8 protein-coding genes are annotated in these 15,698 nt (G+C 53.6%); 5 read left to right on the forward strand and 3 right to left on the reverse strand.

What is annotated here, in order from left to right:
• Positions 1-591 precede the first annotated feature (591 nt).
• Positions 592-915, reverse strand: coding sequence for a hypothetical protein (locus ABD971_RS22680; protein WP_345325835.1), 324 nt, complete (start codon positions 913-915; stop codon positions 592-594).
• Positions 916-1,003: 88 nt separating this feature from the next.
• On the opposite strand from ABD971_RS22680, the gene ABD971_RS22685 reads away from it, so the two are divergent.
• Positions 1,004-6,217: a neutral/alkaline non-lysosomal ceramidase N-terminal domain-containing protein gene (locus ABD971_RS22685; protein WP_345325837.1), complete on the forward strand. Its 5,214-nt coding sequence runs from the start codon at positions 1,004-1,006 to the stop codon at positions 6,215-6,217.
• Between the two features lie 496 nt (positions 6,218-6,713).
• Here the strand turns inward: ABD971_RS22685 and ABD971_RS22690 are convergent, their stop codons facing one another.
• Positions 6,714-8,693 (reverse strand): tetratricopeptide repeat protein, encoded by a 1,980-nt coding sequence (locus tag ABD971_RS22690; RefSeq protein ID WP_345325839.1) that lies wholly within the window; start codon positions 8,691-8,693, stop codon positions 6,714-6,716.
• A 318-nt stretch (positions 8,694-9,011) separates the two neighbouring features.
• A complete protein-coding gene (locus ABD971_RS22695; RefSeq protein ID WP_345325840.1) occupies positions 9,012-9,647 on the reverse strand; it encodes a DUF1579 domain-containing protein in 636 nt (211 codons plus the stop codon).
• 727 nt (positions 9,648-10,374) lie between these two features.
• Here ABD971_RS22695 and ABD971_RS22700 point away from each other — a divergent pair.
• The 4 genes from ABD971_RS22700 (at position 10,375) to ABD971_RS22715 (ending at position 14,723) form a co-directional block, all read left to right on the forward strand.
• Positions 10,375-10,638 carry a hypothetical protein gene (locus ABD971_RS22700; RefSeq protein WP_345325842.1) on the forward strand — a complete coding sequence of 88 codons (264 nt, stop codon included), beginning with the start codon at positions 10,375-10,377 and terminating at the stop codon, positions 10,636-10,638.
• A gap of 10 nt (positions 10,639-10,648) precedes the next feature.
• Positions 10,649-11,788: a hypothetical protein gene (locus ABD971_RS22705; RefSeq protein ID WP_345325844.1), complete on the forward strand. Its 1,140-nt coding sequence runs from the start codon at positions 10,649-10,651 to the stop codon at positions 11,786-11,788.
• Positions 11,789-12,151: 363 nt separating this feature from the next.
• On the forward strand, positions 12,152-13,243 hold the full coding sequence (locus ABD971_RS22710) for a hypothetical protein (RefSeq protein ID WP_345325846.1): 1,092 nt from the start codon (positions 12,152-12,154) through the stop codon (positions 13,241-13,243).
• Between the two features lie 964 nt (positions 13,244-14,207).
• Positions 14,208-14,723: a hypothetical protein gene (locus ABD971_RS22715; RefSeq protein WP_345325848.1), complete on the forward strand. Its 516-nt coding sequence runs from the start codon at positions 14,208-14,210 to the stop codon at positions 14,721-14,723.
• Positions 14,724-15,698 lie beyond the last annotated feature (975 nt).

A 15,698-nucleotide genomic window follows, 5' to 3' on the forward strand; every position in this document is an offset into this window, starting at 1 on the left:
ATGAAGTTAATGGCAGCTTCGAAGGGATTGTCGTCACGCCCTAGGGAGAGGCTATCGCCAGGGTCAGACGTTGTGTTCGGTGTTCAGTCGTTGACGGACCCGGGGACGACCGGACCCGGGGACCGGACCCGGGGAGACCGGACCCGGGGACAGAGCACTTGCTCGGAAGTCAGCGACGTCCTGCTGGGGGGGGGCAGCGATGACGTTTCCGACGCTTTGGAATTACCAATCGGTTTAATTTGGCCCTAAGACACAGTTCATTTCAAATCACCCGAAAAAGTGCTATGTCCCCGAGGCTCCATGTCCCCGAGGCTCCCAGTGAGATCCTTGCCAGCAACCCGCCGCTGGCCAAACTCGGTATCTAGGCTTGAATTCGAAGCGTTGCGTGAACGATATCCGATCACGCAACTTGCATCCGCCGCGACGACTCGTTCCCGGCAGCGTAGTTCGTCCCTTCGCCGCGGCAGCCTCACGAAGCAACGTGCGCGTCAATCCGTCCATCGCGGCTCCGCTAACCAGAGAATGCCTGCATCGCCCTGGCTGATTCACAGGCCGACCTGCATAACCCCCGGGCCGACTCACCCGATGACGTCAGTAAAACGCGAATGGGGCATAGCCGACTCCGGTGCATGACTGGCGTCGAGGTGTAGTACAACCAAAGCGACTTCCCGCCATCCCGCTTGATGGCACCAGTGCCCGACTGTGGAAAAACACCAGGTTGACGAAACCAAGGCATCCCGCGTCGGCCACCGGAGCATCGCGGGACCAGTCGCTGCTGTGGAAATTGAGTCCAGGAACCTTTTCCCCCCCGTTTTGCATTGTGTTGGCTGCTTCCTGGTGGGCTTTGCGATCCTCGGGAGACGCGTCTGCTTTGAATATCAATGCAGCAGTGGCGATCTCTGCTTCGGTTCCCACGCGAGCTCCGTGGTGACTACAATCGCAGATTCTTGACGAGTCGCGAATCAAAATATGCCCTCCTCCACTCCTACCTTGACTAGCCCCCATGCTCTCGAATCGCTTTACCTTTGGTAGTGCTGGTAACAAACGAGCCATCCGCTCCCTCCCGTTCTCGAGTCCCGTTACCGGCTGCCTGATCTCACTGGTCCTTGCCCAGTCTCTGCTAACTTGGTGCGGATCGGGTGCTGCCGAACCGCCTGCGTCTGCGGCTGCGGTTTATAGTGTTGGCATTGCCAAACAAAACATTTCCCCAGCTTACCCCGTTCGATTGAATGGGTTTGCGTTTCGAAAGACTGAATCGGAAGGTACTTCGCAACCCTTGTGGGCTCGAGCACTAGCGATCGGCACCGATGAACAAAAACCAATCGTGTTGGTCACTCTTGACAGTCTGGGTATCCGCTCGACTTTGGTTGACGAAGTTCATCGGCGGCTTGCGGAGCACACCAAACTCGCGCGTGAGCACCTGATCGTTACCTTCACCCACACCCACAGTGCACCGAAAGTGAACGGTGCATCGGACAACATTTTTGCCGAGCCGATTCCCCCCGAACACCAACTGCACCTTGATCAGTACACCGAAGAACTGATTGTCGACTTGGTTGATGTGATCAAGGCCGCCCTAGCCGATCGCCAACCAGCATCGCTTAGCTGGACGGTCGGTGAGGTTAAATTCGCCTTGAATCGACGAACCAGTGGAGGTCCCGTCGATCATTCGTTACCGTGCTTGATCGTGCGTTCTGCAGACGATGCGAAGTCGGTTCGTGGCATCTACACCACTTACGCCTGCCACTGCGTGACGTTATCGCAAAATCTGCTAAGCGGAGATTGGGCAGGCTACGCTGTCGAAGCGATCGAGCGTCATTTCCCCGCTGCCATTGGGATGGTGTCGATTGGCTGCGGCGCCGATCAGAATCCAAATAGTGGTGTCACGGGCGACAAGGTCGATATCGCGCAACAACAAGGGATGCAGATCGGCGATGAAGTCGCCAGACTAGTCAAAGGAGGCACAATCAAGCCGCTTGCGGAGCCGTTATCGGTTTCCAGCGGCAGTGTCCAGCTACCCTTTCACAGCATCCCCACGCGTCAGGAATACGAAGTGATGCAGGCCGCTGGCGGTCCCGCCGGTTATAACGCCACAACCCAATTGGCTCGCTTGGACCGCGGAGAAGAGATTCCGAAATCGCTCCCCTATCCGCTCCAAGTTTGCCATTTTGGCGACCAACTTTGCATGGTTTTTATGGCTGGCGAAGTTTGTGTCGACTATTCGCTGCGGCTCAAATCGGAGCTGGATCCAGAACGTTTGTGGATGCACGGTTACAGCCACGATTTTGCCGCATATATCCCATCCGAGCGATTGTGGGCCGAAGGCGGTTACGGGGCCGGCGCGGAAGCTCCGTACTTTGCACTTCCCAACAAACTGGCGCAAGGACTGGAACAAACGATTATCGATGAAGTCCATCGCTTGGTGCCGATAAGTTATCAAACCGCCAAGAACCCTCCGGTTGCCAATGGTGAGTCGAGCCAGCTTGAGGTAAGCCGCACCGACGGCATCCCCCCTAAATCACCTCAGCAGGCGTTGCAGGAATTTCAGACACACGCTGACCTGCAAGTTCAGTTGGTCGCCAGTGAACCGCAGATCACCGACCCAGTCGCGATCGATTTCGGACCTGACGGCAGTGTCTGGGTTGTGCAGATGTCCGACTATGGTCACGGGATTGAAGAGGAGTTTGTTCCCAGCGGAGAGGTGCGGGTGCTAAAGGATCTTGACGGTGATGGATTCTACGAATCGTCGACCGTGTTTATGGACGGGCTACGCTACCCCACTGATGTCAAAGTCTGGAAAGACGGCGCGCTGATCTGCGATGCTCCCAACATTATTTTTGCGCGCGACCAAGACGCCGACGGACGCGCAGAAACATCCGCTGTGCTCTTTAGTGGGTTTGAAACACATAACGGCCAAGCACGCGTCAACAGCCTGCGGTGGGGACTCGATAATTGGTTGTACGGCTCTGGCGGATTGTTCGGTGGATCAATCTCAAATCAGCAAGGAGCCGTCGTGGATGTTTCCGGCAGAGACTTCCGAATTCAACCTGATCTGGGACTCATCGAACCAGTTACAGGCCGTAGCCAACAAGGCAGAGTCCGTGATGATTTCGGGAACTGGTTTGGTTGCGACAATAGCAGTCTGATTCGTCACTATCCGGTTGTGGATCATTACCTACAGCGCAATCCGTTTGTACCGCCACCGCTGAGCTCGCTGAACGTCCCGGCTGGCGAGAACGCTGGCAAGCTATTTCCGCCCAACGATCTGGTGCTGTTCCGTTTATCCGGCGCCCCAGGTCGCGCCACAGCTGCGTGCGGGATCGAAATTTATCGCGACAGCTATCTCGGCCCGAACTACAACAACAATTCGTTCACTTGCGAGCCCGTGAATCAGCTGGTCTATCGGCAGGTCTTGGAGCGCCAGGGAGCCACTTTTCGAGGACAGCGTGCCGCTGATGAACTGGACTCTGAATTCCTGACCTCAACGGACCGTTGGTTCCGACCCGTGCAAGCCAGAACGGGGCCTGACGGTGGACTCTGGGTAGTGGACATGTACCGCTACGTGATCGAACACCCCAAGTGGATTCCGGATGAAACCTTGGCCGAAATCGATGTCTTTGCTGGCCAGGACAAAGGGCGGATTTATCGCGTCGTGCCGACCGCCAAAGATCCGCAGAGCCAACCCGCGCTAAGCGAATTAAACGACCAGGAGTTAGCCAAAGCGATTGACACGGATAACGGCATCACCCGTGATTTAGTGCACCAAATGTTGCTGTGGCGTGATGCCAAGGACACCCGCGACGAGCTTCTGCGGATCGCTCAGACAAGCCAAAATCCTGCGGTGCGAATCCAAGCCCTGGCCGCTCTCGATGGGCTCAAGCAACTCTCAAGCGAAGCGATCCAACTCGCGTTAGCGGATTCGCACCCCGACGTTCGGCGACACGCCGTACGGATGAGCGAGAGCTCTCTAACCGACCCGAAGGTTTCGAAGGCTGTTTTGAAACTTGCCAACGACCCAGCTTTCGAAGTTCGTATGCAGGTTGCCTACTCAATTGCATTGATTGAGTCCGATGACGTGACCAAACCGTTGACTCAACTGGCGACCGAATCAACCGATCCCTATTTGCAGTCAGCGGTACTGAGTTCGCTAACTCCCAGCAACGTCGGTCCCATTGTTGAACAAATTTTAGCAACCGAAAAGTCACGTGATCTGGTCGGCTCTGAGGTGGTTGCGACCACCGCTGGAATGGGCAGTGCAACGGCAATTGAATCCGCCCTTAACCGCATCCTGGAATCCAGTGATGAATGGGAATGGTGGCAGTTAGAAAGCTTGGCTCAAATTCTCGACGGTCTCGACCGCCGTGCTGCCGGCGGTAAACTGGGGATTGGCAAAGCGACGGACCGCAATCAACAGCCCGCGCAAGTTCAGATCAAAATCACACCCCGACAGACACAGGCTGCTCGATCGATCCTCCTTGCCGCAAGAAAACGAATTCTTGATCCAAGTGTCACGGATAGTCAGGCGGCAATGGCTTTGAAACTACTGGGACGCCGATTCGGTCCGGTTTCCCAGTCGCTGCTGAGCCCCGCCCCCATCCAAGCTGGATCTGAATCGCCGATCGAGATCACCTCCGAGATTGCCAAACTGATTAGTCTACAGTTTTCCAATCATCGTCAAATTGCCGCCGTCCAAGCGATCGGTCGGCGTGGGGACTCAGCCGGCGGCCAAGCGTTACTATCCTGCGTTGAATCAGCGACTCCGCAAGTCCGTACAGTGTTGGTCCAGACCCTGATGGAACACCCCGACTGGGATGCGTCGATCTTGACTGGATTGCAATCCAGCTTACTTTACTCGAGCGACTTTTCTGCGGACGATCGGCAACGATTCATCGAACGCCAACCAACGAAAACTCGCCCCTTGGCCATGAAGTGGTTGGGTGATGGAGCGGGCAGCGATCGCAAGCAACTCGTCGCCGATTGGATGGACGTCTCTGCGTTGCCAGCGGATGCTCAACAAGGCAAAGCTCTGTTTGCAAAGCACTGTAGCGTTTGCCACAAGTTTGACGGTGTGGGATATGAGGTGGGTCCCGATTTGACCGCACTGACAAGTCGATCCGACGCATTTTTACTGCAGGCGATATTGGATCCGAACCGAGACGTGGATGCGCGGTACCAACAGTACACTGCTCTAATGGACGACGGGCGCGTCGTGTCTGGTCAAATTGTGAACGAGACAGCATCCAGCGTTACCCTGATGGAACAGGAAGCGAAGCAACACGTGGTACTCAGGAATCAATTGGAGGAGCTACGCGTGAGCGGAAAGTCGGCGATGCCCGAAGGCCTCGAAGAAAATATTAGCAAACAAGAGATGTCGCACATCTTGGCCTACGTTCAGGGTGCCGATTCGGAAGCCTATCAAATCGCCCGATCGCTACTCGACGACACCCTGGCCGCAGCAGAGCGGGAAGAGCTGATCGCAAAATGGCCGCAGTATTCGGCGGAGATGATCACCGCTCTGACGTCTGACATGCCTGACGATGTGAACGAACAGTACCGCCGGATTCCATGGATTTGGCGAGTTGCGATCGCGGCCGGAAAGCGGAATCAATCGAAGGAACTGCTCCAAGTGCTCGACGTCAGTCTCCCTCAACTGCAACAACCACTCACCGACTGGCAAGCCGTCGTTGTTGGTGGTGGATTGATCAACGGGATCAGCCAAACCGGTGACTGGCCACTTGACCGTGTGCAGCGTCTGATCTCTGGAGATGGGCCACTGGTTGCACGCTGGAATCAAATGATATCGCAAGCCTCTGAAATGTCGGACGATGCTCAAGTGCGTCCAGGGACTCGCTATGATGCACTCCGCATAATCGCGCTCGCTCCGTGGGCGACCCATGGCGAACAATTGGCGGGCTATTTGACAAACGCTAACGCGGAACTGCAAATGGGGGCGGTCAGTGGTCTGTCCGACATGCCGGCGGCTGAAGCGGGACAGGCAATCCTTGCTGCTCTGCCCAACCTGAATTCGCATAATCGGGAGCTGGCTCTCGACGCACTGCTGCGAACGGTTCCCCGCGTCCAGCGATTGCTGACCGCGATCGGAGAGAACAACGTCAACCCGAACTGGCTCGGAGAATCCCGTGTCAAACAACTGCATCAACACGTCAATCCGGCAGTACGACGACAGGCGGCGGAGGTATTAACAGAAGCAAAATAGCGGTTCGTCCAAATGGCACACTGAATCAAATGGGTCAAACCTCTTTGTTTTGACCGACGGTTGGTAACGGTCGCACTCTTGGTCGCCCGCGAGGTCGCATTGTTGATTTGAGGTCCAATCGTCGTGCGATGGATTCGCTCCAGCCTTCATCCCCATGTGGTGCTCCGCGCTGGGCGCAGTTGCGGATTGCATTGCGTTCACTATCAGTAAGACTGCGTTCCACGTCAGAGCCTCGATCCTGCGCTGCACCGAGGTGTGATCGCTTTACGACAGAGCAGAATGCGACTCCGGCACATTATCAGGTTCCAAGTTTTTGGATAAAGGACAAAGAAAAGGCCCGACAAAGAGAAGGTCCGCGACAAAGAAAAGGTCCGCGGACTCGTTTTTATGTTTTGAAAAGTTGCGTTGGCTCTCGATTCGTGTTTTGGACGGCAGCATTGTGCTCCGGTGGCCGACTCCGGACGTAGTTTGACGATAACGCTCCACTGATAGCCAGTTACGTTCGGGGGCTCGACTTCGATTGGGTGGCAATCAGCTGGGACGCGATGCGTTTGCCTGCTTGGGCTTGGGGGTGTTCGGGGGCGAGCAAGAGAGCCGTGGCGAAGCTTGCGGCAGCGGCTTGTGGATCCATGCGATTGAGTTGCAGGTAGCCGAGACGCACGTAGGTTTCGACATCGTTGGGGAAGGCATCGAGGACGCGATTGTAAAGCTTCATGGCGGTATCGGTGTCGCCGACTCCGGCACATGATTCAGCCAGCGCAAACGTTACGTCCATATTCTTTGGATCATGCTCGTGACAGCGCTGGAGCTCGGTTCTCGCGGATTCAAAGTCAGCCAAGCCGATGCACGCCAGTGAAAGTTGGTAGCGTGCCGACCAATGACGTGGGTTGGTTTCCGGCCAACCGATCACAGCGATCGAGAAAAGTCCCTGAGCCGTTTCGTATTGGCCAAGTTCCAAGAGCAACTGCCCAAACCGCTGTGCACCCCGCAGGTCACCAGGAAATTCGTTGACCGCACGTTGGTAAACCCGTACCGATTCATCGATCCGGCCGGTCCATCGTAAGCAATCGGCCAAGATGAATTGACTTTCGGCGTCACCGTTGAGTTTGGCGATCGCATCGCGAGCACGGGCTTCGGCGACTTCGAATTTGCCCGACCAGTGCATGACCTTGGCGAGGTTTCGCAGCGCGACTCCTTGTTTACGCGGATCGATGCGACTTTGGATCAACGCGTCCACGTCGGCGAGCGTTTCGCTGGGAATATCCTTGGTGCCGAGCGCGGCGGGCGATAACCATTCGGACCGGCGCATCGCATCGGCGATCCACAGCGACAGGCGGCGGTGAACGTCGATGGTCGGATGAACGTGGTCCAGGAAGTATTCGTCGCCCAGTAGATCGTGCCCTTGTTCGGCGAGGCAGACCTCGCGCAGTTGCCGGTCGAAATCGACCACACAAACGTCGTCGGCTTTTGGCAAGTTGCGAACGATATCCAAAAAGTCGTCGGGTGCGCGAAGCGGGCAGATATCAAGATTCAGCGCCGTCTGAAACGCTTCCTTGGCACGCGCGAAATCCAGTTTAGCGAAAGCAGATTGGCCGTCTTGGAAATCCGTCGCCTCAGGTTCGATCTTGAAGGGGCTGCAATCCTTTTCGTTGGACGCCGGCACGACAAACAGGATCTTCGCGCCCGATGCACGAGCGATGTCGATCATTCGATTGAGGTTGAACTGGAAATGGAGTCGAACATCGCGGCGCCACTCATCGTCGCGAACATAGTCCGATGGGCCAATGGTGTGATTGAGTCGTTCGTCGACTTCGGCGGGCAGCACACTGACGTTGGGATTTGGTTTCGTGTCGCGTTGACGCCGAAGGATCGAGTCGATGCAGCCATACGTGCGAGTCTTGGCGAGCCACCCGCTGAGCCAAAGCTGTATTTCGGATTGATCAAAGAAGTCGGCGTAGGTGCGACGTTCCAGGAACTCGTTCTGGCCCGTGTAGACGATGAAGACATCGGGTTCGTAGGCGGTCAATTCCTGCATCACGGTGGCAACACGATAGCTCGCGTAGCTAACACCGCCGGCGTTGACGACTTCCCAGTTGGTGGTTGCGTCGATGTGCGGCAACCACTCTCGAAGCCAGCCGCAGAAGGACGTGGTATCGTCGTAGGGGCGTCCGAACGTCGTGGATCCACCCACGCAAAAGATGCGTTTGGTGTTGGCTGGTTTGGCGGCGCCGAATTGTTGGTCGTTGAACCAAACCAATTTGTTCTCCGCCGTTCGAAGCCATGATTTCCCGGCTTCATCGGTGAATGGTTCGAACAAGGGGACTTGGTTTGAAAAACCGACAAACGGGTCCGTGTGATCGGTCGATCGTCCGACGCCCAGCAGCGTCAACGCGAATTCGATCAGCAGTAAGCACAGGCCCGTTGTCACGATGCCGAAGCAAGCTTTTTTCTTACGGCTGAGTTGGCGACGTGTCATTCTGGCGGATGTGATGTTGCGAAAGGATTTAGAGATGAGCCGCAACAATTGGCTGATGAAAGTGCCGGTAGCTAGCGAAGAAACAGGCCGTCGCGCAAGTGGTCAGGAGAAGCGTCAATATGCTAAATCGAAATCGAATAGGGAAGCCGTTGTTCTCACGCACCGTTGGACCTTCAATAGCTCTTGTCTGTTGCCCAGAACGTTGTCTGTTTGACCGATTGTACTTGTTTACCGTGCGGCGATGGGGATTTTGAAGAAACTCCAGCACATCGGCCGTACTGCCCTCGGGGACTTCGACTTCGCCGATGTTCAGCTCATCTACTTCTCTTTTCTTGTGTACGCCAATTGCATGAATTTGGTTTCTTCGCCGCCTTGGAGAGTGATGTACATGGTCATCACACGTCTTCCATCCTTGTAGACCGTGGTCAACCTGTGTTTGGCCGGGTTGCCGTCCATGCCAGGTGCAATTCCGACAAGCGTCATTGTCTTTTTGTCTTTGTCGTAGTCACCTTTCATGTGCATTATTCCAGGACTCAAAGAATCCACCCAGGTTCCAACGTATTTCTTTGCCTCGGCGTCGTAGCCAGTGGTTCCATGGCCTTTGAATTCTAACCCCATCATTTTGCCTTCAAAGTTGCTGATCAGCCAAAAGTCGCCTAGCATCCTGTTGGATTCAATGCCTTTGGTGACTTCAGGAGTTCCACTTGCGTAACTGGTGATTTCAACATCCCACTCCCCGGCATCGTCTCTAAGAACATCGTATTCGGGGCCTGCAGTTGGAACTTGAGCAACCGCGTTGGATTGCAAGAGTCCGCATTGAACAATCGCGCAACCGAACGCGAAGGTAAACAATTTGAGTGAGTCTGTCATTTTGACTTCCTGGAAAGTACTGAAACTGAATTGGATCGCTGACTGTCGGCGAGAATTGGATATTCTAGCGGACAAGTGATGCATACTATACCTATCCCAGGAAACACTATACCTATCTCAGGAAACACAGTTTCGAGCACGTAGTCCCTGCAGATCCCGCAAGTAACGCAGTCACGAAACCGACCAGGTGACCCCAAGCGGGCAAATGGGTCAAAGCGGGCAAATGGGTCAGGTCTCTTTGATGAGTTAATCAACGACTGCACCAGAGCGAAGCGACCTTGAAACGATCCGCCAATAGTATGGAAGAAGGGAAGGTACGGGAAGAAGGAAAGGTACGCGGACTCTATTTTTTGTCTGTGCAATAGAAGCTGCAGCCTTGCATTGCTGGTGCGGTATCCGCAACCGAGAAAAAGCGTCTCACCCTCGTTGACGCCGTCCGCAAGCGAGCAGTCACGCAATACTTTTGAGCCGCGCCGAGAGCCCCCAAACCGCTCAACGAGAGACCTGAATCAATATTGAACCCAGGCCAGAGGCCGACACCGCCTTCCCGTAGTGGAGGTTGCTAAACCTCCCTCCAGCACACAAGATTTGCAGCACGAATTAAGCGATCGGCAAATCGGGTTTCCCCAGTGCATGGCACACCAATCGCCAGCGGCGACTTCTCAACATCATTTCCATCGTCAGTCTAGCATTGTCGGACTTCATCCGGTTGCAAAGAGTCAAGCGTTTGAATCAGAACATCCGAACCCGCGTCGATCGATTTGACTGACTAAACACCGAACACAAGATCTGACCCTGGCGACGCCTGTTCGTGAAGTCACTGGGCAGCACAATCACAAAATTCATAGACAAGGTGCTTGCGTATAAAGCCGCACTTCAGCAAAGTGGCGGAACGATGAAACTGGCTGTTCCAGACACGCCAGAAGGAAGGACGCTGTGTGACAAGGCGATGGGAATACTCGAGCGAGCAAAAGATGCGAATAAAATTGAGGGAGCAATAACAGCGTTTGAGTTCTTTGAGGAGTTCGCGACTCCTGAGGTAATTCCCACTTCATTTGGGCGTTCGAATACATAGGAAAGATTAAATGACTTGGTGTTTTGCAAGACGGCCACTCGACGATACACGTATGCCGGTGGAGGTTTCTCGACAGTTGCAAGAAGACTTTGGAAAAAAGTCAATAGCATCGGTGGCTTTCCCAACAACAGATGCCCATGGCGCTTCCTGGTACGGGTTCAATTTCGGTTTTAGAGATTGTCGGCTCCTTTCCTTCGATTGCATTCGTCAGTGGTGTGACATCGTGTCAACTGGGACTGGTGGGGGGGATCGAAAAGATCTCGTCATCGTCCGCCGGACTTGGCTGGATTTGGGGAAATCGAAGCAAGCGAGTCGGCTCATGCCTTCTGGGCCAGATGACGAGTTCTCCTGCTGGAGGCGGTTTAAGATCAAACCGATCGGAAATCCAAAAAACTACTTTACGATTGAATTAAACGTTAACGGTTATCGAAAACCAGCTTTTAATCTTGCGTTGGAAACTCCATTTCGCTCCGTTAGCGGTCTTGATTCTTTACGATTTGTATTCTGGAGCAGTGTTAGCGAAAAACTCAGCTGCCTTAGAACTTTAGAAGTCATTGGAAACCAGGATAAGTTTGATGGCTGCCATATTCCAGACTCTGAAGATTGGACCTTTCGACTCTTCCCATCAGAATCAGAGATGGACAGCATCACCGTGAAACAGCAAAGTGCGTCGAGTGCCACGGAAACACTCAGTCAAATTTATGATTTGATCGAATCATTGTCTCCGGAGTTTGAGTTCGCTTACGAGGACGTGTCTTTCTACCGAACGCCTAGTGAATTTGAACGCGACTCATCTCGGATGTATGAATCGTTCCGATCCTGCGATTTTGGTTTCTGCGGATCCTATCGGGAAGACTTCTCGGAGGACGAAATCAGGAATAGTCTTCCTAGAGAAGGCTATTGGCGATTACCGTTGCTAGAAGTTAAACTCAGACGCAACCCGCACGACGTGGGCATCAGTTTCATCAAGACGGCGGACGAGCAATTCCTCGAATTTGATGCACCGTCCAAAAAGCTGCTGGACCGTGCAATGAAAGAGATTCCGTGGCGAGATCAGCTTGAGTTTTGGACCGGTGAAGCCGACGAACGCTGGGGATTGTTGGCTCTCACGCAGTCGCTCGAATCTCCGGCGTCATCGGATTGCAAGTAGGTAAAAAGGCTTTCAGGTCATGGTGAAAGAGCTTGGTCGCATTGACCAATTGGTCTCAGTATCGAATGACCTTTTGGCAAAGAGTCCTTCACGAATGCTGGGCCGTCGGGGACCGGCAGCACCATTGGCGCACCATCGACCGAGACATCCCTTGTCAGGTTGCACCTCCGCCGAGCTCGACTCCGTTTCTCCCGGGAAATCCGTTGGAACACCTGTTATTCGCCGTAACCATTGATTTCTGGACGCTGGAGCAATGCCTGCAAAACCTGCTGCACACGCTTCCACCGGACGAACTGCGTTTAAGTGCTTGAGGAGCATCGAATGACTTTGTGCTATGCAAGAGTGCCACTCGACGATTCACGCATGCCGTCGGAAGCCTCACGACAGTTGCAAGAAGACTTTGGAAAAAAGTCAATAGCATCGGTGGCTTTCCCGACAGCAGATGCCCGGGGACAAGCCTGGTACGGCTTTAATTTCCGTTTGAAAGACTGCCGACTCCTCTCATTTGATTGCATTCGTCGGTGGTGTGATATCGGGTCAGTTGCGGCGGATGACCGAAATAATCTCGTCATCCTCCACCAAACTTTATTGGATTTGGGGAAATCGAAGCAAACGAGTCGGCTCATGCCTACTGGGCCAGATGACGAGTTTTCTTGCTGGAGGGAGTTTAAGGTCCAGCCTATAGGGGATCCAAAAAATTGCTTTTCGATTCAATTGGTTGTCAACGAATATCGGAAACAACCCTTTGATCTGAAGTTGCGAACCCCATCCAGGTCCATTAGCGGTCTTGATTCTGCACGATTTGTATTCTGGAGCAGCGTTCGCGATAAACTCAGCTGCCTTGGAACTTTAGAAGTCATTGGAAACCAGGATGAGTTTGACACCTGCCATCTTCCAGACTCTGAAGATTGGACGTTTCGACTCTTCCCATCAGAAACGGAAATGGACCGCATCTTCGTGAAACGGTCACACTCATCGAATGCCACGAGAACACTCAGTCAAATTTATGATTTGATCGAATCCTTGTCTCCGGAGTTTGAGTTCGCATCCGAGAACGTGTCTTTCTACCGAACGCCTAGCGAATTTGAACGCGACTCATCTCGGATGTATGAATCGTTTCGATCTTGCGATTTTGGTTTCTGCGGATTCTATCGGGAAGACTTTTCGGAGGACGAAATCAGGAATAGTCTTCCTAGAGAAGGCTATTGGCGATTACCGTTGCTAGAAGTTAAACTCAGACGCAACCCGCACGACGTGGGCATCAGTTTCATCAAGACGGCGGACGAGCAATTCCTCGAATTTGATGCACCGTCCAAAAAGCTGCTGGACCGTGCAATGAAAGAGATTCCGTGGCGAGATCAGCTCGAGTTTTGGACCGGTGAAGCCGACGAACGCTGGGGATTATTGGCTCTCACGCAGTCGCTCGAATCTCCGGCGTCATCGGATTGCAAGTAGGTAAAGAGGCTTTCATGTCATGGTGAAAGAGCTTCGTCGCATTGACCAATTGGTCTCAGTATCGAATGACCTTTTGGCAAAGAGTCCTTCACGAATGCGGGGCCGTCGGGAACCGGCCGCACCATCGACCGGGACATTCCTTGTCAGGTTGCACCTCCGCAGAGCTTGACGCCGGTTCTGCCGGGAAATCCAGTGGAACACCCGTTATTCGCCGTAACCTTTGATTCCTGGACGCCGGAGCAATGTCTATAAAATCTGCTGCACACGCTTCCACCGGACGAGCCTCGTTTAAGTGCTTGAGGAGCATCGAATGACTTTGTGCTATGCAAGAGTGCCACTCGACGATTCATGCATGCCGTCGGAAGCCTCACGACAGTTGCAAGAAGACTTTGGCAAAGAAGCCATTGCGTCTGTTTTTTTTCCGACGTCCGACGCCTCTCGACAATCGATTAATGGCTTCAATTTTTATTTCCAAGACTGTCGTCTTGTTTCGTTGGATTGCATCAGTCAGTGGTGTCGTTTCATGTCATCGGAGGACCGAAGGGATCGCATTACCATCAGCCAAACTTGGCGTGATTTGGAAACCTCCAAAGCCGCAATCGGGCTAACGCCAACGGGGCCTGAAAGTGGGTATTGGTGCCGACGGCTCTTCCAACTCACACCGACAAAGGCTTCCAGGGATTCCAAAAATAGCTTTGGGATCAACTTGTTTGTCCACAACTACCCACGGCCACCGTTTGACCTTGAGCTGAGAATTCCTTCTGAATCGGTTGGTGGACTTGAGTCATCTCGACTCGCGTTCTGGAGCAGCGTTCGCGACAACATCCGATGCCTAAAAGGTCTGGAGGTCGACAGTCAGGGGACGTTTGACTTGCACTGGCTTCAAGGCATTGAAGATGCGAGACTTCGATGCATCAAAGGGGGCGGGATCGATTCGGTATCAATGTTCGTACCGCAGTCCCGAGTGTCCAACGCCACGGAAACACTCCGTCAAATTCATGCTTTGATTGAATCACTTTCGCCGGATTTTGAGTTTGAATCCGAAACCATAGCGTTCGGCCTCGCGCCGAAGCAATTCGCACTCCACTCTTCTCGGATGCATGAAGTGCGGCGATCTTGGAACTTTGCCTTCCAAGGAGTTTATCACAAGGACTTTTCTGAAGACGAACTCTTGAATAGTTTGCCCAGCGAAGGCTACTGGCGCTTGCCTTTGCTAAGAGTTAAACTTCGAGACAAGCCGTACAGTTTCTGCTGCCGTTTTATCAAGACAGCGAAAGAGCAATTCCTTGAATTTGATGTTCCGTCCAAAAGGTTGCTGGATTTCGCAATGAAAGAGATCCCATGGCGAGATCAGCTTGAGTTTTGGACGGGTAAAGCGGATGAACGCTGGGGGCTTTTGGCGCTTGCACAGTCGCGTGAATCTTCGACGCAATCCGAGCGAGCGGGCAAATGTGAGCGGGCAAGTCTCTTTAATGAGTGAATCAACGACTGCACCAGAGCGAAGCGACCTTGAAACGATCCGCCAATCGTATGGAAGAAGGGAAGGTACGGAAAGAAGGATAGGTACGCGGACTCTATTTTTTTTCTCTGAAATAGAAGTTGCAGCCTTGCCTTGCTGGTGCGGTATCCGCAACAGAGAAAAAGCGTCTCACCGTCGTTGACGCCGTCCGCAAGCGAGCAGTCACGCGAGACTTTCGAACCGCGCCGAGAGCCCCCAAACCGCTCAACGAGAGACCTGAATCAATATTGAACCCAGGCCAGAGGCCGACACTGCCTTCCCGTAGTGGAGGTTGCTAAACCTCCCTCCAGTACCTGCCTCGTCCGCCACTGCCACATCGCGATAGACGTTGCCAAACCTCCCGTCGTCGTTCGACACCCCGCTTCCGTAGTGGAGGTTGCTAAACCTCCCTCCAGCACACAAGATTTGCAGCAAGGATTAAACGATCGGCAAATCGGGTTTCCCCAATGCATGGCACACCAATCGCCAGCGGCGACTTCTCAACATCATTTCCATCGTCAGTCTAGCATTGTCGGACCTCATCCGGTTGCAAAGAGGCAGACGTTTGTATCAGACCGGTCGGCTCACGCCGGACTGCCACAACGATCGCCCCGGAGTTGAGTCCTGGAACCTTTTCTTGTTCTCGGGGAGGCGGGACTGGCCTCTTTTCAGTCTGGATGCACCGCCTAACAGCTGAAGGAAAGTTGTCTCACCATCGTTGGTACATTCCGGTGTGTCTGACGAGCAAAGTAACCCGAAAAATGGCTTTGGTTTCGAATGAATGCTTCAAGGTCATTCGCCAACAAACATTAAGGCTTTCCGTAGTGTTTTAACTCGGTACGTTTGTGAAACCTGCTCGTAGTATGGAACGTGCACTTGATACGTCTGTTCGATCTGCGTTGTAGTTGGTACATAAACGATTTCTGTCACTACTATCTTTCTAACGTGACCGGTGCA

The sequence above is a fragment of the Novipirellula rosea genome, from assembly GCF_039541335.1.
GTDB lineage: Bacteria > Planctomycetota > Planctomycetia > Pirellulales > Pirellulaceae > Novipirellula > Novipirellula rosea.

What these genes read in the sequence shown, in the direction of transcription:
- ABD971_RS22685 (WP_345325837.1), top strand. Translation starts at nt 1,004, where the DNA reads ATGCTCTCGAATCGCTTTACCTTTGGTAGTGCTGGTAACAAACGAGCC.
- ABD971_RS22690 (WP_345325839.1), bottom strand. Translation starts at nt 8,693, where the DNA reads ATGACACGTCGCCAACTCAGCCGTAAGAAAAAAGCTTGCTTCGGCATC.
- ABD971_RS22695 (WP_345325840.1), bottom strand. Translation starts at nt 9,647, where the DNA reads ATGCATCACTTGTCCGCTAGAATATCCAATTCTCGCCGACAGTCAGCG.
- ABD971_RS22705 (WP_345325844.1), top strand. Translation starts at nt 10,649, where the DNA reads ATGACTTGGTGTTTTGCAAGACGGCCACTCGACGATACACGTATGCCG.
- ABD971_RS22710 (WP_345325846.1), top strand. Translation starts at nt 12,152, where the DNA reads ATGCCGTCGGAAGCCTCACGACAGTTGCAAGAAGACTTTGGAAAAAAG.